The sequence below is a fragment of the Pseudomonas sp. QC2 genome (assembly GCF_002859085.1).
GTDB lineage: Bacteria > Pseudomonadota > Gammaproteobacteria > Pseudomonadales > Pseudomonadaceae > Aquipseudomonas > Aquipseudomonas petroselini.
Window position 1 is genome coordinate 850,919 of the sequence record NZ_PKKS01000023.1, and the last position, 18,320, is coordinate 869,238.

General features: G+C 57.8%; 11 protein-coding genes. 4 read left to right on the forward strand and 7 right to left on the reverse strand.

The window, feature by feature from the left end:
* Positions 1-43 precede the first annotated feature (43 nt).
* On the reverse strand, positions 44-1,156 hold the full coding sequence (locus QCBJ_RS24785) for an enoyl-CoA hydratase/isomerase family protein (protein ID WP_102061802.1): 1,113 nt from the start codon (positions 1,154-1,156) through the stop codon (positions 44-46).
* 136 nt (positions 1,157-1,292) lie between these two features.
* Between QCBJ_RS24785 and ung the strand changes: the two genes are divergently transcribed.
* The 4 genes from ung (at position 1,293) to QCBJ_RS24805 (ending at position 8,929) form a co-directional block, all read left to right on the forward strand.
* On the forward strand, positions 1,293-1,985 hold the full coding sequence (ung, locus tag QCBJ_RS24790; RefSeq protein WP_093543931.1) for a uracil-DNA glycosylase: 693 nt from the start codon (positions 1,293-1,295) through the stop codon (positions 1,983-1,985).
* 158 nt (positions 1,986-2,143) lie between these two features.
* Positions 2,144-4,099 carry a hypothetical protein gene (locus QCBJ_RS24795; RefSeq protein WP_145994245.1) on the forward strand — a complete coding sequence of 652 codons (1,956 nt, stop codon included), beginning with the start codon at positions 2,144-2,146 and terminating at the stop codon, positions 4,097-4,099.
* Positions 4,100-4,416: 317 nt separating this feature from the next.
* Positions 4,417-6,435 (forward strand): hypothetical protein, encoded by a 2,019-nt coding sequence (locus tag QCBJ_RS24800; protein ID WP_102061804.1) that lies wholly within the window; start codon positions 4,417-4,419, stop codon positions 6,433-6,435.
* A 304-nt stretch (positions 6,436-6,739) separates the two neighbouring features.
* Positions 6,740-8,929: an autotransporter outer membrane beta-barrel domain-containing protein gene (locus QCBJ_RS24805; protein WP_371914026.1), complete on the forward strand. Its 2,190-nt coding sequence runs from the start codon at positions 6,740-6,742 to the stop codon at positions 8,927-8,929.
* Positions 8,930-9,455: 526 nt separating this feature from the next.
* Here the strand turns inward: QCBJ_RS24805 and QCBJ_RS24810 are convergent.
* From QCBJ_RS24810 to QCBJ_RS24835, 6 genes are all read right to left on the reverse strand, one after another.
* A complete protein-coding gene (locus QCBJ_RS24810; protein WP_102061805.1) occupies positions 9,456-12,617 on the reverse strand; it encodes a hypothetical protein in 3,162 nt (1,053 codons plus the stop codon).
* A gap of 168 nt (positions 12,618-12,785) precedes the next feature.
* Positions 12,786-13,814, reverse strand: coding sequence for an AbrB family transcriptional regulator (locus QCBJ_RS24815; protein ID WP_012722749.1), 1,029 nt, complete (start codon positions 13,812-13,814; stop codon positions 12,786-12,788).
* Positions 13,807-15,321: a tripartite tricarboxylate transporter permease gene (locus QCBJ_RS24820; protein ID WP_102061806.1), complete on the reverse strand. Its 1,515-nt coding sequence runs from the start codon at positions 15,319-15,321 to the stop codon at positions 13,807-13,809. Before QCBJ_RS24820 ends, QCBJ_RS24815 begins: the two co-directional genes overlap by 8 nt.
* A 1-nt stretch (position 15,322) precedes the next feature.
* A complete protein-coding gene (locus QCBJ_RS24825) occupies positions 15,323-15,781 on the reverse strand; it encodes a tripartite tricarboxylate transporter TctB family protein (protein ID WP_043204945.1) in 459 nt (152 codons plus the stop codon).
* 129 nt (positions 15,782-15,910) lie between these two features.
* Positions 15,911-16,894 carry a tripartite tricarboxylate transporter substrate binding protein gene (locus QCBJ_RS24830; RefSeq protein ID WP_046034525.1) on the reverse strand — a complete coding sequence of 328 codons (984 nt, stop codon included), beginning with the start codon at positions 16,892-16,894 and terminating at the stop codon, positions 15,911-15,913.
* 33 nt (positions 16,895-16,927) lie between these two features.
* The gene (locus QCBJ_RS24835) at positions 16,928-18,220 is read right to left on the reverse strand and encodes an OprD family porin (protein ID WP_064055050.1); all 1,293 of its coding nucleotides are present in this window, start codon (positions 18,218-18,220) and stop codon (positions 16,928-16,930) included.
* Positions 18,221-18,320 lie beyond the last annotated feature (100 nt).

The window sequence follows — 18,320 nt, forward strand, 5'->3', positions numbered from 1 at the left end:
GCAAGCGGCGCAGGAAGCGCCGCTTTTTATTGGCCACAATTAATCAATAATCGGACAGGTCTGCCAGCGGATGGCGGCCTTCCCACGCCTTATTGAAGTGCGCCTGCACCACCGCCTCCGGAATCGCGTTGATATCCGGCCAACGCCAATGCGGCGCCTGGTCCTTGTCGATCAGCCGCGCACGCACGCCTTCGCTGAATTCGGGGTGACGGCAGCAATTGAGGCTCAGGGTGTATTCCATCTGGAACACCTGCGCCAGGGACAGATGCCGGCCACGCTGGATCTGTTCCCATACCAGGTGCGCGGTCAACGGGCAGCCTTCGCTGAGCGTCTTGCCGGCCCGGCTGAACAGTGGGTCGGCGTGTTCGCGCAATTGACTCAAGGCGCGCCAGGCGCATCGCACATCACCCACGTCCAGCCATTCGTCGATCTGTGCCCGGCGCGGCAGCCATTGTGCTTCGGGTTGCTGATCGACGGCTTCCTGGGCCAGCGCCTTAAGCAGGCTGTTGAGTTGCATCGAGGTCTGTTCCTGCCAGTTCAGCTGCAGCAGGCCATCGAGCAGTTCGTCTTGCTGGTCGTCGCGCAGGAAGCGGTCGGCCAGGCCCAGGTCCAAAGCGTCGCGGCCGTTGATATGGGCACCCGTGAGGCCCAGGAAGAGCCCGAGCTTGCCTGGCAGGCGTGACAGGAACCAACTGGCGCCGACGTCCGGGTACAGGCCGATGCTGATCTCCGGCATGGCCAACCGGCTGCTGGGGGTGACGATGCGCACTGCCGCACTCTGCAGCAGGCCCATGCCGCCACCCAGCACGTAGCCGTGGCCCCAGCAGATCAGCGGTTTGGGGTAGGTGTGCAGGCGGTAATCAAGGCGATACTCCGCGGCAAAAAACTGCGCGGCCAGGTCCGGCACAACCCCTGGCTGTTCCCGGCAGGCCTGCGCCAGGCTGCGGACTTCGCCACCGGCGCAAAACGCTTTGGGGCCGTTGCCGCGCAGCAGTACACAGACGATGTTCGGGTCCTTGGCCCAGGTATCCAGGCGTTCGCCCAGGGCGAGGATCATCGGCAAGGAAAGGGCATTGAGGGATTTTTCAGCGTCGAGGCTGGCGATGCCGATGCGGGCACCGTCGCTGCCGGTCAGCTCTTCGAAGTGCAGGTTCATCGTGACCTCAATCGATACGTTGAAGGATGAGTATGATCGCTTCGTAGGAAAGTGTCGGTGGTGTGTCAGATCAATTGACAAGCGGGGTCGGCTTTCCTAGGGTTCGCCTCATTCTTTTTGACAAGACTATTCAACCATGACCGAAGACGACCGTATCAAACTCGAACCCAGCTGGAAACACGCCCTGCGGGATCAGTTCGAGCAGCCGTACATGGCGCAGTTGCGCGAGTTCCTGCGCCAGGAACATGCCGCCGGCAAAGAGATCTACCCGCCCGGCCCGCTGATTTTCAACGCGCTCAATTCCACGCCGCTGGACAAGGTCAAAGTCGTGATCCTCGGCCAGGACCCGTACCACGGCCCCGGCCAGGCCCACGGCCTGTGCTTCTCGGTGCAACCGGGCGTGCCGGCGCCGCCGTCACTGGTCAATATCTATAAAGAGCTCAAGCGCGACCTGAACATCGACATCCCCAATCACGGCTACCTGCAAAGCTGGGCGGACCAGGGCGTACTGATGCTCAACACCACCATGACCGTCGAGCGCGCCAACGCCAACGCCCATGCGGGCAAGGGCTGGCAGTTCTTTACCGATCGGATTATCGAAGTGGTCAGCGAGCATCAACCGCACCTGGTGTTTTTGCTGTGGGGCGCCCATGCCCAGAGCAAGCAGAAGCTGATCGATGCCACCAAGCACCTGGTGTTGACCTCGGTGCACCCGTCGCCGCTGTCGGCATATCGCGGGTTCCTCGGGTGCGGGCATTTCAGTCGTACCAACAAGTTTCTTGAGCAGAATGGCGAGACGCCGATCAATTGGGTGTTGCCACCTGCCTGAATCCCTTGGGGCGGCAGGCTGCCGTTCATCGGTAACGGCGGAGCCCTGTTATTTCTGACAGTATCCGCGCGCTTTTTTTGCGCATTCAATAAGTATCCGGACCTGAGCGTGCTGATCGCCCGGGTCGATCCTCGATTGATTGCTCAAGGAGCGTGACCATGTCTGATTCGAACCTGCCCTCAGGCCGGCGGCCCCCTCATGGGTCAAGAGCGGCCACGAAGCCGATGCGTGACCCGACGATACTTGAGCTGGACGCGCCTAACCCTTCCCAGGCACTGGATTTGGAGTGGGACGAAGCAGCTCGGACCTTGCCGCTTGCTCTTCATGATCAGGATCTGGAAGTTACGATTGCACGGGTCTGGCCATTCAACCTCCATGAGGAGGACATGGTGACAACGGTGGAATATCGTTGGAATGGCGACACTGTGCATACCCACCCTATTAAAGGTCCGTACAACCCTGACGACATCTTTCCGTTGGTGCAGTACTTACCCAAATCGATCTTGTCGACCGAGGGCATCCATCGGCTGACTTATAATGTCAGCGCCAGATTGATTGGGCCGAGCGACTCATTTCCAACCTTCGTCAATGTCGACAAAACCGCTCCGAATGGTGGTAACCCTGCCCCGGATGTGCAGGTGGATGACGAGGCTCGCACTGAGGTGACGGATGGGTACTTGGTCACGCACGGTGGCATACCGTTCTGGCTGGTGCGTTGGTTTGATATGCGTATTGGCGATTTGATCTACGTCTATTACGGAACACTTCCTGATCTAAGCCTGGCTGCCACCTTTGTCATTACGAGAGCGCATGTGCAAGGCGCGCCCATCGCGTTCACCCTTCCTGAGGCGCACGTGCGTGCCAGCGGTAGCGGTGACAGGTTCGTGTCCTGTCGGCTTGAGGATCGAGGCGGCAATGTGGGGCAGTTTTCTGATGCACTCAAGCTCAAGGCCTCTCCGGTTGTGTTGCCGGACCTGCCTCGTCCTTACATTGAGCCGGCTGAGCTGACGGGTGTGGTCCTCTTTGAAGATACCTGGCCGCCGAAAGAGCTGGCGGTCACCATCCCTCGGATAGAGGGCGCAGAAGCGGGGGCCAAAATTTACACCTATTGGAATACTCATTCCCTCGGCATCCAAGAGATTGGCGATGTGCAGCACTGGCCGATTCTCAGGCCTGTGCCGTGGTCTGTTATTGCTGCCGGTGGTTTCTCTACGCGTTATCCATTGCGTGTGCGCTATGTGTATGAGCAAGGCAGCGCTTCCAAGCCGTCACCGGACAGCTTTTATGATGTAGATATGCGTGTGGCCGGTCCGGACCCCAGCGGGCCTGATCCGATCAATCGCAAGCTGGCCGTCCCCATCATAAAGGGCAAGACCGGCGACAATGTGCTGACTTCCGTTGATAGCCCCGGGCCGGTGCGGGTAGAAGTGCGATTGTTTGAAAACCCGCAACAAGGCGAACGCCTTGAACTGTGCTGGAACAGCGACGACGTTATCGTCGCGGCCTATGACGTACAGCTGGGGGACGTGGCCGGGAAGTTGATCACGCTGTGGGTGCCCTGGGCAGTGGCGTCGTCCGTCAACCTCGCTGAAGTCTATTACTGGACAGACAACGGCATAAACCGGCAGCGCAGCCCTTCAACGCCTGTACGGGTAACCCTCGACACGCTGACCGGCCTCAAGAGTCCGGTGCTATTGAATGACAGCCCTCTGTTCTTTATTGCGTGCGGTACCAAACCGGAACCTTATGAAGGCGTGTTCATTGGCATACTCTGGGATTTTACTCATTTCAGTACCGGTGATTACGTGCATCTATATTGGAAAAGTTACCCGTCAAAAAATGGCAGTGGTGAGCCCTTCAGTGGTACCGAGGTGAGTTTTGAGCATCGCCTGACATCGGATGATCGTGACAGAGGCCAAGTTGAGATCCGTATCGAGCCATTCAGCTTGATCACATTGCCGGGTTTGGTGAAGGATTTCGGCTCGGCGGTTGTGCAGTATCGTCTGTTCAAGGCAGCGGGGGAGACCGGGTTGTCCTCCAGGAAACTTATCTATATCGATTTGAAGATACCGGGTGGTGGAACGTGCCTGGGGCCGCATAGTGGCGGCGTTTAAACGTTGGCTGAAATAAAAGAGGGCGAAAGCCCTCTTTTTTATTTATGAAAAATCTGATGATGTTTTTGCATTGGAGTGAGCCGAAGACTTAGGTTTGTTTAGAGTAATTGGTGTTAAAGGTGTTTGGTTTTTAGCGTGTTTGTTATTAAGGCAGCTGTTTAGGTGGTCTGTCATTCAGATGCATAGTTTGTGCATTTGTGCAGCTGTCAAGTTTCACAGGCTGTGCAAGTTGATTGAGTGATGTCTAATTAAGCTCTCATCCCTCGCGTGCGTCGGGTGACGAGCGTGAATCATTTAACTTACAGGAGTAAGCAGTGATGGCTAAGTCAAATAACACTCAAGCAGCTTCAGTCGATCAAAAAAAGAAGTCGAAGGGCAACGATAGTAGCGCTACTCAATGCGTCAATCCCTTGGAGGCCCCTGTTCCCCATGGTCTTGCGCCCCACGGACCTAGAGCTGTGGATGACCTCAGAGTTACCAATGCCCTGCCTCCAGTGGTCGGTTTACCGCCTAATCTGATGAAAACTATCGTTGCGCAAACGGAAGGCGTCAAGCTTGAAGTTGATATGTGGGACGATACCTTTCCGCTTCCTGGAAGCAACCCTGATGTGTTTCGGTTGTTCGTGAATGGCGTCGTTTATGGAGATCCTATAGAACGACCTAAGCCATTGTCGAGTCTGGTTTGGCCATTGGCAGTAACTATCAAAGATGTCGATGTATCGAACCATGGGGAGTATCGTGTCAGTTATGAGATCGCTTTGGGATCGGGGGGTAACGAGCAGTCCAACACTACATTGGTGAACGTCGATACTATTGGCCCTGCCGGTGGGATTTTATTGGATGCTGTGACGTTGACAGGCGGTGCAGTAGGTGGGAAGGTCACGCTGGAGTCACTGGCCGCGAATGGCGATGCACTTGATATTACTGTTCCAGGGCGTCTAATTGCACGTGCAATGGATGAGCTTTGGTTGTATGGGAATGTTACAGATGCGGATCCAATAAAAGTTGTTAGCAGTCTGCCGGTTAATACTTTGCCTGTCGTTGTCTCTCTCACTAAAGATGAAGTTGTCGCTAAGGGGTCACGTGTAGAGCACCTGTCGTTCCGTTACTTTGACTACTCCGAGAACTCAACAATTTATCCGACGAAGTTGAGAGAGGTTGAGTATCTTTTAACGCCCCAGCCGACGAACTTGACCGACCCCGCAGTACCGGCGGCACCGTTGGACCTTCGGGACGCGCAGTTGAAATTGGCGGAAGTGTATATTTTTGGCTGGACCAATTATAGACCTGGCCAAACCCTGAACATCGACTTGGGTGGGCACGTGTTCCCGGCTGCATTGTCGTCCGAGCCGACCCTTGCAAACCCCGCAAAGATTGAAATTCCATGGCTCATTCTCTTCGCGGCCTATGGGATCACTGTTGCCGGTACAGCCAACCTACGTTACCAAGTGGTGGATGGCGGCACGGCTTCAGCATGGTCCAACTCTATTTCGGTGGCTGCAGACTTCCGGTCAGCCGCTGGAGAACCTGGAGGCCCCGGTCCCATCCGGGATTACCTGCCGCAGATTACGGTAACCTCCTTCGACGGACTCACCAACGAGATTGGACCGGGTGATGACGGCCCTGCTACCGCCGCATTTGGTGTGTATATCGGAGCGATGCCAGGGCACCAACTTCAGCTCTACTGGGACGGGATACCGATTTTCACCCCCACCCCTCATACCGTGACGCAGCCTGAAATTGACTCAGGGACGTTTTCCTTCACTATTCCTGCCTCAATCATCGCTGCCGGCCTTAACGGACTGGACAAACCCGTCTGGTACAGCCTGACGAATGGTGTGAACCCCAACATGGACACGTCCCTGTCTACGCCGGTTGATGTGTTTGCCAGTGAACTGACGAACCTGGCGCTGGCACAATTCCCTAAATCCGTGAGTGCGGGCGGCACCTTGCGCTCGATCAGTTGCAAGCAGTTTGTTGAGCTTGGCATCGACACAAGAATCAAGGATGCGGTCAATCTGAAAACAGGTGACACGATCAGGCGTTTCTGGACCCTGTATGGAGAGGGCTTGGAGTCCTCCAACATACTGGTCCAAGCAGAAATGCTGCCTCCGATTGTGGTCGTAAATGATCACAGCCTGCCGGGCCACAATGGCGAAGAATTCGTCGCGGATTTCGCCACGTATGTCCAGCCGGCGATTTTGGGGCGAGTAGAGTTCTATTACACCGTACTCAAAGCCGACGGGGTGACGACAGGCCAATCCCTACCGACGATTCTCTATGTCAGCCGCCGTAACGCCGATACCACCGTTTGCGGTGCTCTGCCTACTCCTTAAACGCGTCGCCCGGTATGAACCGTCATGGGTAGCCGTGACGGTTTGTACCGTTCTTTTTTAGCGAGCCCCTGCAGGCTCAAATTTCACGACCTGCTGTGATTAAGGAAAGTCCTACGTCGCCTTGGACGATCCCTACATGAACCTCCCTGCCTGATCCGTACCCTTGCCGCTTCTGAAAGCCAGAGTCGATGGACCTTTAAATCGCTTGGCTTGTTCAGTCACCGACTAGAGGTACTTAAGCATGTCCACTGAAAAAACATTTCTTCTTTCTCGTTTATCACTAGCTATTAGAGTATTGGCCGTCATGCCTGTCGCCTTGGCGGCGACACAGGTCAAGGCGTTGAATATCTACCCTGGGCAAAACGTCGTCATTGACGCTGACACGTTAGTTGATCGCTACCACGTGACCGAGGCCACCCTGACCTCGAATGGGGCCAGGATCCTGGGGGTTAAAGCCTATGATTCGACCTTTACGATGAGCGGTGGCACTGTCAAGAACACCGCCGGTACTGAAGTGGGTGTGGCGCTTTATGGCAGTAAAGGTACCGTGCGCGATGCTTCGATCTACAGCGGCGGTGCCGAAGGCATGATTGTCGGCACCAATTCGGACCGCGGCTCTGCCGTGGAAGTGTTCGATAGCGACGTGACTGGCGCCACAGATGGCATTGTGCTCAGCGGCTCCAGCACTTTGGCCCTGCATAACACTCAGGTCAGCGGTGCAAACGCTGGTTTGAGAGCGTACGACGGGCAATTGACCACCCAGGGCGGCCGAATTTACGGCGGCACCAACGGCATTGTGGCGTATCGCCTGCCTACGGTGGATAACCCCTCCGTGCTGAACCTCAACCAGACTGAAGTGGTGGGCGGAACAGGGGCTGCCATCCTGGTGGACTACCCCGGTGGCACCGAGATCAACATCAACAATGGCACGACCTTGGTCGGCGGCAACGGCAACATGCTTGAGCTTGCCCACGGCGGCGCGGCCGATGTCAATGTCTCCAACACGACGCTGGGTGGCAATATCCAAGTCGGCAAAGACAGCGCCCTGGACATGAACATGGATTTCGCCTTCATGAACGGCGACATCATCAACAGCGGCGGCAGCGCCAACGTTGGCCTGAACAATGGCTCGGTGCTGACCGGTCGCCTGGACAATGTCGACAAACTGTCGGTCAACAGCGACGCCACCTGGGTGATGGTGGATGGTCAACAAGCGCTCAACACATTGTCGATGAACGGCGGTAACGTTAAGTTCGGCGAGTCCGGAGCCTTCTATAAGCTGGACGTGGCTAACCTCTCCGGCACCGGCGGTACGTTCATCATGAAGGCGGATTTCGGTTCGCTGACCGGCGACTTCCTAAACGTCACGGGCACGTCTGCTGGTCACCATCAGTTGCTGCTCGCCGCCACGGGGGCCGACCCGTTGAACGAGCGCCTGCACATGGTGCACACCGCCGACGGTGTGGCGGATTTCAGCCTGGTGGGCGGTCGGGTCGACCGCGGTACCTATTCTTACGACCTGGCGGCGGATAACCAGAATCATGATTGGTACCTGGACCCGGATAGCAAGGTCATCAGCCCGAGCACCAACTCGGTGTTGGCCTTGTTCAACGCGGCGCCGAGCGTGTTGTTGGGGGAAATGACTAACCTGCGTACGCGCATGGGCGAACTGCGTTTCAACGGTGGACAGACCGCTGGCTTGTGGACCCGTGCCTACGGCAATAAGTATGAAGTGTCCAACGACAAGACTGGCTTGGGTTATAACCAGACCCAACGCGGTTTCACTTTGGGTGCGGATGCACCGCTGGAGGCCGGCGATGGGCAGTGGCTGATCGGTGCAATGGCCGGCCACAGCCAATCGGACCTGGACTTGAACCTGGGCAGCAAAGCCACCATCAACAGCTACTACGTGGGCGGCTATGCAACGTGGCTGGATAGCGAAAGCGGCTTTTACTTCGACGGCGTGCTCAAGTTCAACCGCCTGCACAATGAGTCCAACGTGGCCATGAGCGATGGCAAGAAGAGCAAGGGCAACTACACGCAAAATGCCACAGGTGCCTCGGCTGAGTTCGGTCGTCATATCACGCTGGATGACGGCTATTTCGTCGAACCCTACGGCCAATTGGCGGCGGTGATCACCCAGGCCCAGAGCTACACACTGGACAACGGCCTGAGCGCCAAGGGGGATCGTTCGAGTTCGGTGATCGGTGAGTTGGGCGTCACTGCTGGCAATAATATCCAACTCGACAGCGGCGGCGTGCTGCAGCCTTACTTGAAAGCCGCAGTCACCCATGAGTTCGACCAGAGCAACAAAGTGTTTGTTAATGACAACTCGTTCAACAACGACCTGTCGGGCTCACGTTTGAAGCTGGGGGCGGGTATGGCGATGTCGGTGTCGCAGAACTTGAGCATGCATGCGGACCTGGAGCGCAGCGTGGGCAAGAACATCAAGCAACCTCTGGGTGTGAATGTGGGGCTGCGCTACGCGTTCTAAGCGCGGCCGGTGCAGTACTTTCCGCTTGTCGGACAAACCGCCAACCTATCAAATATGACAGTAGGCGGTTTATTTTTTTGGGGGCTAACTGGAGGGGCATTCCTAATCAGGAGATTCCCATGCATCATTTTATGAGTAAGAAAGTTATGCGTACTGTCCCCAAGGTATTACTGGCGGCAGGTGTCGCTGTGCTGCTTGCCGCTTGTGCCAGTGGCCCTTCCGAGACGGTGTCGAGTGAGTACCCAGGGCTTGATCCTGTCTGCACTCGTGCAGGCACCTTCAAAAGCATATCGCCGGGTTGGTATTACACCTGCAGGTACGACACTAATTCCCAACGGTGGATAAGGCAGCCAAGACAGTGCCCGGCTGGACAAGATTTCAATGAAACTCTTCAACGATGCATACCCAGATAATAACCCATTGAAAGGCCTCTCTTCCTGACGGTAGAGAGGCCTTTTTTATTGCCTTCAATGTGCTGCTGTCGGGTGGCTATGTCGCCACCCGACAGCGGTCTTGAGCAATGAATCTATGGCCGCTCCACAACCAAAATATCATCCAGTGAAAACTCTGCCCCTGAGGTAATACTCTTGAAGTAGATGCGCATAGGCAAGAACTGAGAGGGAACCCCGGCAGGCAATGCAAAGGTCCGGGAGTGTGAGGTCCACACACCGGGATTAACATGGGTGAAAGATTGTGACTGAGTGCCGAACTCTATGAATACCTGGGGTAGATAGGGGTTCAAGTCCACCTTCATTTTGAAGCTCAAGTCGTAGGTTTTACCGCTCTTGATATAAAAGGTTTTAATGACGCCGGGAAAGAGAGGGCTGCCATTATTGAGTTTCACATACCAGAAATTGTTGTTGTTGACGTTTCTGATCGCGCCCAAGACATTGATGATGTTGACCCAGCCATTCCAGGACAATAACTCAAAGTCTGTCAAATCATAGAGCCGAAGCGCTGTGAGGGTGTAGTTGCTCGACGGAAAGGGCTTGGCGGTCAGTTCATTTGAATCGCCATTGAAAGTGACGGCTGCCGTTGCCGTCACCTGGCTGCTATCCGCAAGTACGGTAAACCAATCACGCATTGCCTTTTCATTCACTATCCCATTATCGACCTGCGTCTGGTCGATCGGATGGCCGTTCAACAGTGTCAAAGGGGTTGCGCCAACACTATGGAGTTTGAGCCAGATCCGTTGGCCCTTCCGGCTCAGCGTCCAGCGCACCAGGCTCACCCAGCAATCGGTGTTGAATGTATTCAAGTCGATGGTTGAGCCGGATGGCAGGCCATTGAGTCTTGGCTGCGGCAGTGGATTGCCGCCGGGTAATTCATTGAAGTCCAGTACGCGCAGATTCAGCACCCTTGAGTCATCGGTGACGCCGTTGGTTGTGACGTGATACTGAAGACGCAGGACGCTTCCAATGTAGTCGCCGATGACGCTGTTGGAGAATTTGAAATCGACGAAACCCGTAGTTGGGTTGCCGTATTGGGGCGTTATGGACGGCAGCGTCGCACCGGGCTTGCCTTGCAGTTCGAGCTTGATGAAGTCGTTCGAAGACATCGGTGCAAATTGCACGCGTACCGTCACCTCTGGCGTGTTGTCAGCAATGACCGGGTTGATGGTCGCGTTTCCGTCGTCCACGGGGGTGCTGTTGTAAACCAAAGGCGCGGGCAAATGGCGCACTGCGAGGATCTTCATGGGTGCGGTGTTCGACGTGCGTGGTGCAACGCCTGGGCGGGCGCGGTCGTAGAAAATATTCATGCTTTGATTGAGCAGGATGTACTGGCGCTTAAGCGTGAAAGGCAGCGGCCGGTCTTTCCAAATGTTTGAGACAAAGAAGGGTTGTGGCGGAGCGCTTCCACCTGGCGCAGTGCCTTCAGCGTGCAGGGTGACCGTATCCCCCACTTTGATATCGTTGTGGGGGTCAACCTCAATGGTGGCATCACCGGTGGATTGGTTCGGATCAAATACGTAATCAGGCGGCGGAGCCTCATGCACCCTCGGTTCGGGCAGTACGGCCGTAGAGGCACCGACATAAACGGTTGTGTCCGGGGATGGTATTGTTCCCTCGCTATTCTGACGGGTATAAGAAGCAGTCAGGCTGCCACCTGCCAATTTGGCAATATCACCCTCGGGGCCATTGATAATCGAGAACACCACATTGCCTGTACCTGCATTTTTGAATTCTTCGTGGTAGTAAAATTTACCGTTAGGGTAGCGGCCCAACAGCTTCAGCGTGATGCGGTCAAAGAAGTCCTGTCCATGATATTTACGGATGTCGATGTTAATGATGGGGGTGTCCGCAATCAGAATCCCATCGACAGCCTCCCGAAATGTCGGGGCGTAAAGCCCACCGGGAATGGCGGTGCCGATCACACTGACCAGCGTGAGGTGTGAGCCTCTATTCGGCGCGCCAAAGCGGATTCGCTCATAGCGAAGTCGAGCCTGCCCTCTGATCAACGGTATCAGGTCGCTTACCGGGCATGGAATTCTGAGTTGGCGCGTCGTGGTGGATGTCAGTGGATCGGAACTGTAGGTTTTCCTCACCGTTTGCCCATCCGCCGTCCTGCCGGTGAGGGTCACCTTGATCAAGTCGCCCAATCGGTAGCCGTTACCCGCGATTGGAACGACGATCGTCACAAAATCGCCACTGACTTCATCGAGGTTGAGGATGTCTTCCGGAGCCTCATCGAAGAAGCAATGGGGCAACAATGGCTCTGAACCATCGTTCAGGAAGACCTCGAGGAATTCGGCGACCGACCAGCCATCCGAGTAGTTTCCGCACTCATCAATCACGTTCCACTCAGCGACGTGAGAGCCGCTGCCGATCTGAAGCCAGTGTTCGATGCACAGCCTGAAGACAATGTCGTCATGGTGATCCGCTTCTGGCTGCGACACGGTGTGCTCGAATAGTGCGTCGCCGATTTTCAGGCGAACAACATCACGCACCGCGCGGTGGGTGCGTGGTGACAATGAGGTATCGGCAGGGTAGTAGGGGACGCGAATCTCTATGCAGTTTTGGGCATCTTCTTCTGTAACGCCAAAGTCGAGAAACGCTTGGGGAATGATCGGCTTGGGCAGGTTCGTGTTTACAAAACTGTAGCCGTCCGGGTTGTCCCCGGCGGGTTTCACCTTATCAACCTTCAGTGCGAATTTTCTTGTTTCTCCTACCGCCAGGCCGAGGCGTGTCACCCGGAAGAACACCGGATAGACATTACCGTCGGTGATCGCACCCGACGGTACGAACAGGGGAATCACCTCAGCGTTATCCACTTCATGCTGGTGGATGGTGGTGGATGCGACGGGGTTGCTCAGATCGCCCCAGAACAGTTCCACGAAATCCAGGGCTGCCATCTCCAGAAATGGCAGCAAGGCAATCAGTAGTCCCTCCTTGTGCATCGTGATCGCGACGAGATTGATACCTGCATCGACGCCTTGCACCGGCTGGGTATTTGCGGGGATGTACAGTACCAAATCTTCGAGGCGAACCTTTTTGAAGGCTTCCGTCGAATTGAGAGACAGGTCGGAGGGGCATGGCACCAGGTAACGAGGGTCGATGAAAGTACGCTGCACGGGCGGCGTCTTTTCAGGTGGCTGCTGGTTTGAGTAAGACGCAAGCAGTGAGCGCCCTTCTGGGAGCTTGATCAAGCGCTGGTTTGGATGGTTGGAAAGCTCTTCGTCGTTACCCATGATGAAACCCTCTGCAGTCAGTGAGGAACTCAATGTCTACGGCCCATATACTGAGTGGGAGTAGTTGCGAAGAGGTGTAACGCGGAATCTGGGGAGCAACCAGCTGTGAGAAATGACAGTGCCGACAAACGGCAACGGCCCGCTGGCGAGCCGTTCACGTTGCGGTGGTCAGGGTTGGCGGTTCCAGTGCCGGAACAGGGGTTCGGCGAGAAACAGAACGAACAACAAACGCATCACCTGCATGGCCGTTACCAGGGGGACGGACAACTGCAGCGTCTCGGCGGTCAGGCTCATCTCGGCAATCCCCCCCGGCATCATGCCCAAGGTCAGCGAGCGCAGGTCCAGGTGGGTCAAGGCGCTCAAACCCACCGCTGCCAGGGTCGCCAGCGCCATGGTCAAGGCCGTGCCGATAAGGGTGCGGCCCATGAACGACGGCGCCCGACGGAAGAACTGCCGGTTGAAGTGGCAGCCCAAACCGCTACCGATCAACCATTGGCCGATTTGGCTGCCGCCATCGGGCAGGCCGATGTGCAGGTTCCAGACCACACTGGCAGTGGCGCTTACCAGTAAGGGCCCGAACAGCCACGGGTTCGGCTGACGCAAACGCTGCCAACCCCAGGCGACCAGTGCGCCCATCGGAAACAGCGCTAACAGCCAAGGCCAACTCACGGGCGCCGGATGAAACTGCGGTGTACCGCCTTCCAGCAGGTACTTGAAGATCGCCGGCACACACAGCACCACCACCAGCACGCGCAGACTCTGCCCTGCCGCGACACGGCTGAGCACGGCGCCATTGCGGGCGCCGAGGTTGACCATCTCGCCGGAACCGCCCGGCATACTGGAGAAGAACGCGGTAGCGCGGTCTTCACCGCTGCGGCGCATCAACCATACGCCGACCACGCTCGACAGGCTGGTGACCAGCGCGCCGAAAAAGATCAGCCCGAAGTGGCTCATCACCTGCTCGATCACCACGGGCGTGAAGTGCAGGCCGATGCCGATGCCTACCACCCATTGGCCGCATTTGCGCCCACCGGGAATTTCCGCCAACTGCCAGGGGGTTAGGCAGCGCACCAGGATGATCGCCAGCAACGAGCCGACCATGTACGGCAAAGGCCAGCCGACGAGGCTGGCCAGGTAACCGCCGGCCAGGCCGACCAGCGGTGTTCCCCACCATTGCTTAAAGGTGACCTCAGACATCGGCCACGGCACGACGCTGCAGGGCACGTTTGCGGTAGATGCGGATCAGCGGAAAGGCCAGCATCAGCGCGGTCAGCACCCACACACCAAAGGTGATCGGGCTCGACCAGAGGATCTGCAGGTCGCCGTTGGAGATCGACAGCGCACGGCGCAGGTTCTGCTCCATCAAGCCGCCGAGGATAAAGCCCAGCAGCACCGGCGACAGCGGGAAGTCCAGCTTGCGCAGGATGTAACCGAAGATGCCGATACCGACCATCAGGAACAGGTCGAACGTGGTGGCGTGAACCGCGTACACACCAATCGCGGTGATGATGGCGATCACCGGCACCAGCGCCCAGTTCGGCACGGCGAGGATACGGGTGAAGATGCGGATCATCGGGATGTTGAGGATCACCAGCATGATGTTGGCGATGAACAACGAGGCGATCAGGCCCCAGACGATGTCCGGTTGCTGTTGGAACAGCAGCGGGCCCGGGGTGATGTTGTACAGCGACAGCGCGCCGATCATCACCGCCGTAGTGCCCGAACCGGGTACGCCGAGGGTCAGCATCGGCACCAGGGCGCCGCAGGCAGAGGCGCCGATGGCCGTTTCCGGAGCCGCCAGGCCGCGCATGTCGCCTTGGCCGAATTTACCGCTGGCACCGGCCAGGCGTTTCTCGGTCATGTAGGCAACAGCCGAGGCCAAGGTAGCACCGGCACCCGGCAACACGCCCATGATGAAGCCAAGCAGACCGCAGCGGATGTTGACGACGAAGACGGCGCCGGCTTCCTTCAGGTTAAACATCATGCGCCCGGTGGCTTTTACCGCTTCCTGGCCACGGTGGGTTTTTTCCAGCAGCAACAGGATTTCGCTGATGGAGAACAAACCCAGCACCAGCACCACAAACTGGATGCCGTCAGTCAGGTGAATGTTATCGCCGGTAAAGCGGTACACGCCGCTGTTGGCGTCGATGCCGACCGCCGACAGGAACAGGCCGATCAGCGCCGCCACAAAGGTCTTCAACGGTTTGCCACCGGCCATGCCTCCCAGGCAGACAATCGCGAACACCATCAGTACGAAATATTCCGCCGGGCCGAAGGCAATCGCCCATTTAGCCAGCAGCGGCGCAAACAGCACCATGCCGCAGGTGGCGATAAACGCACCGATGAACGAACTCCACGCCGACAACGACAGTGCCACGCCGGCCAGGCCTTTACGGGCCATCGGGTAGCCGTCGAGGGTGGTCATTACGGTGGAAGCTTCGCCTGGGATGTTCAGCAGAATCGAGCTGATACGGCCGCCGTATTCACAGCCCAGGTACACGGCTGCCAGCAGGATCAACGCCGATTCCGGCGGCAGGCCCAGGGCGAAGGCGATGGGGATCAACAGCGCCACGCCGTTGATCGGGCCCAGGCCCGGCAACAAGCCGACGACAGTACCGATCAGGGTGCCGCACAGTGCGGTCACCAGGTTGTAAGGGGACAGTGCAACGCCGAAGCCCTGGCCCAAGTAGCCGAAAGTATCCATATCAGTTCTCCAGAACGTCGAGCAGGCCGAGGGGCAACGGCACATCCATGGCTTTATCGAACAGCAGATAAAGACCAATCGCCATCAGGCTGACGATCACCACGCTGGGCACCCAGCGGCCGCCATACAGGCGCGCCATCGGGATGCCGATCAGCATGCTGCTGAGGATGAAACCCAGGGGTTCGAAGGTGGCGGCGAACACGATCAACAGCGCGACGCACACGCCGATCTTGATCAGGGTGTCGCGGTCCAGCGCAGGCTCTTCTTCGGTGTGCTGGGTCGGCTGTGGACGAAACAGCATGTAGATCAGTGCCAGGCTCATCAGCCCGAGCATCAGCAGCGGGTAGGCACGTGGCCCTACCGGCTCGTAGGAAAACGACGCTTGATACGGCCAGGCCATCAGCGCCAGGCCGGCGCAGGCGAGCAAGAGCACGGCGGCGAAAATGCGTTGTAAGAGCATAGGAAACTCCTTGGAGACTCTTGTAGGCGCGCGCTTGTTCACGAAGGGCGCAAGGATGTCGCGTGTATCAGGCCACACGCGTCGTCGTTGACGTTTTTCGCGAGCAAGCCCGCTCCCACAGAGGGGCGATTACTGGATCAGGCCGAACTCTTTGGCCAGCACTTTGTAGTCAGCCACCTGTTTCTTCACGTAGGTGTCCAGCTCCGGGCCGGTCATGGCGAACGGGAACAGCTCGCGCTGGTCACGCAGCTTGGCGAACTCCTCGGAGACCAGCAGTTTGTCGAAGGCGTCTTTCCACCAGGCGTAGTCCGCATCGCTGACTTTTGGTCCGAGGTAGAAGCCACGTACCACTGGCCAGACGATGTCGTAGCCTTGCTCCTTGGCGGTCGGAATATTCTTCATTTCCGGCTCGTCCAGGCGTTCCTCGGAGAACACCGCCAGCAGGCGCATGTCGCCGCTCAAGATGTGCGGCATGGAGTCGGAGATATCGGTACTGCCCACCTGGATATGGCCACCGAGCAGGGCGGTGGCAATTTCACCGCCGCCTTCGAGTGCCACGTAACGCAGTTCGCGCGGGTTGATTCCGGCGGCCTTCGCGATCAGCGCGGTTTGCATCCAGTCCTGGCTGCCGACGGTGCCGCCGGAACCGATCACCACGCTGCCCGGATCTTTCTTCAGTGCTTTGACGAGATCGTCGAGGCTCTTGTAGGGCGAATCGGCTTTCACCGCGATAGCCCCGTAGCTGGTGCCGACGGCGGCCAACCAACGCACGGCGCTTTCATCGAAACGACCGAACTTGCCCTGGGCCAGGTTCAACAGCGAACCGCTGGACCAGGCCACCAAGGTGCCGGCGTCTGCAGGACGCTGGGCCACTACGGCGTTGTAGGCCACCGCGCCTACGCCGCCAGGCATGTAGGTCACGCGCATCGGCTTGCTGAGCAGTTTCTCGTTGACCAGCGCGCTTTGCGCCAGTTTGCAGGTCAGGTCAAAACCACCGCCAGGCGAGGCCGGGGCGATGCATTCCGGGCGCTTGGGTTCGTCGGCGGCCAGCAGTTGGCCGGCGAACAGCATGCAGCCGGCGGCGAGGGCCAATTTACGCAGTGAAGGGGTCATGGTTATCTCCGTCTTTGTTGTTATGAGTTGTTACTACCAAAGCGCAACGCTATAGCTCACCAGCAAGCGCATTTCATCCGCATCACGGGCTGAGTAGTTGGAACGGTAGGTGGCGTTGCGCAGGCGCACGGCCACGTCTTTGAACGTGCCGGTCTGCACCACGTACTTGATCTCGCTGTTGCGTTCCCACTCTTTGCCCGTCTCGCCGTTCTTGAGCTTGATGTTGTCACCTGAGAGGTAACGGCTCATGAAACTCAGGCCGGGGATCCCAAGCTTGGCGAAGTCGTAGTCGTAGCGCGCTTGCCAGGAGCGCTCTTCGGCGCCGGCAAAGTCGTTGATCTGCACGAAGTTGACCAGGTACGGGTCGCTGCCATCCACATACGGGAACGCACTGTCGCCGGACATGTGCTGGTAACCGGCGCTGAGCTTATGACCATTGAGGGCATAGCTGAACAGGCCGTTGAGGGAGGTGTTGTCGATCTTGCCGCCACGCGCACTGCCGGTGTCATCGCTGATCGCCAGGCGCAGGTCGGTGCCGAACGTACCGGGGCCCATCGGGCGCGCGGCCACCAGGCCGAGGAAGTGCTGGCGGTACACGTCGTCGAGTTGGGCGAAGTGGTAGCTGCCGGTGATTTTGTCGGCGAACTTATAGTCGGCCCCGCCGAAATTGAAGTGCTTGCCGGTGGCCCCGCTGAGGAAGCGGCTGTTCTTGTTGTTGAGGGCAATGTCTTCGTAGTTGCTGTCGTCGCGGTCCTTGGCTTTGTCCAGGCGACCACCGGTGAACACCAGGTTCTTGAATTCCTTGGACGTGATCAGGCCGCCATTGAAGGTCTGCGGCAGGATGCGACCGTCGTTGGGCTTGAGGATCGGCAGTTCGGGGATCAGCGAGCCGATTTTCAGCTCGGTGGCCGAGATCTTCACTTTGCCGGTCAGGCCCAGCTTGGAGTACTCATCGGCGGCGCGACCGTCGTCATGCGTGGGCAGCAGACCGGTGCCGGTGCGGTCGGGGCTTGAGTCGAGCTTGACGCCGAGCATGCCCAGCGCATCCACGCCGAAACCGACGGTGCCGTCGGTGTAGCCCGATTGCAGGTTGAGCATGAAGCCCTGGGCCCATTCATCGCGCTTGGATTGCTGCGCGCTAGTGCCGTCGCGGAAGTCGCGGTTGAAGTACATGTTGCGGGTTTCCAGGGTCGCGCTACTGTCTTCGAAGAAGGCAGCCTGGCTAAGCGGCGAAAAGCCGGCAAGGGTAGCAGCACTGGCAAGGGCGGTCTGGGTCAGGCGAGAAGAACGAACAGGCGAGGGGGCCTGGGGCTGTGTCGACAGCATCGTTGTGTACTCCGTTATTGTTCTTATTTTGGCGAAAACGCTTCGAGGCGTTTTTCGGGCGCTGCGGTTCAGGCAACTCGGTGGGCATAGACCACCGTGA

What these genes read in the sequence shown, in the direction of transcription:
- QCBJ_RS24785 (WP_102061802.1), bottom strand. Translation starts at nt 1,156, where the DNA reads ATGAACCTGCACTTCGAAGAGCTGACCGGCAGCGACGGTGCCCGCATC.
- ung (WP_093543931.1), top strand. Translation starts at nt 1,293, where the DNA reads ATGACCGAAGACGACCGTATCAAACTCGAACCCAGCTGGAAACACGCC.
- QCBJ_RS24795 (WP_145994245.1), top strand. Translation starts at nt 2,144, where the DNA reads ATGTCTGATTCGAACCTGCCCTCAGGCCGGCGGCCCCCTCATGGGTCA.
- QCBJ_RS24800 (WP_102061804.1), top strand. Translation starts at nt 4,417, where the DNA reads ATGGCTAAGTCAAATAACACTCAAGCAGCTTCAGTCGATCAAAAAAAG.
- QCBJ_RS24805 (WP_371914026.1), top strand. Translation starts at nt 6,740, where the DNA reads ATGCCTGTCGCCTTGGCGGCGACACAGGTCAAGGCGTTGAATATCTAC.
- QCBJ_RS24810 (WP_102061805.1), bottom strand. Translation starts at nt 12,617, where the DNA reads ATGGGTAACGACGAAGAGCTTTCCAACCATCCAAACCAGCGCTTGATC.
- QCBJ_RS24815 (WP_012722749.1), bottom strand. Translation starts at nt 13,814, where the DNA reads ATGTCTGAGGTCACCTTTAAGCAATGGTGGGGAACACCGCTGGTCGGC.
- QCBJ_RS24820 (WP_102061806.1), bottom strand. Translation starts at nt 15,321, where the DNA reads ATGGATACTTTCGGCTACTTGGGCCAGGGCTTCGGCGTTGCACTGTCC.
- QCBJ_RS24825 (WP_043204945.1), bottom strand. Translation starts at nt 15,781, where the DNA reads ATGCTCTTACAACGCATTTTCGCCGCCGTGCTCTTGCTCGCCTGCGCC.
- QCBJ_RS24830 (WP_046034525.1), bottom strand. Translation starts at nt 16,894, where the DNA reads ATGACCCCTTCACTGCGTAAATTGGCCCTCGCCGCCGGCTGCATGCTG.
- QCBJ_RS24835 (WP_064055050.1), bottom strand. Translation starts at nt 18,220, where the DNA reads ATGCTGTCGACACAGCCCCAGGCCCCCTCGCCTGTTCGTTCTTCTCGC.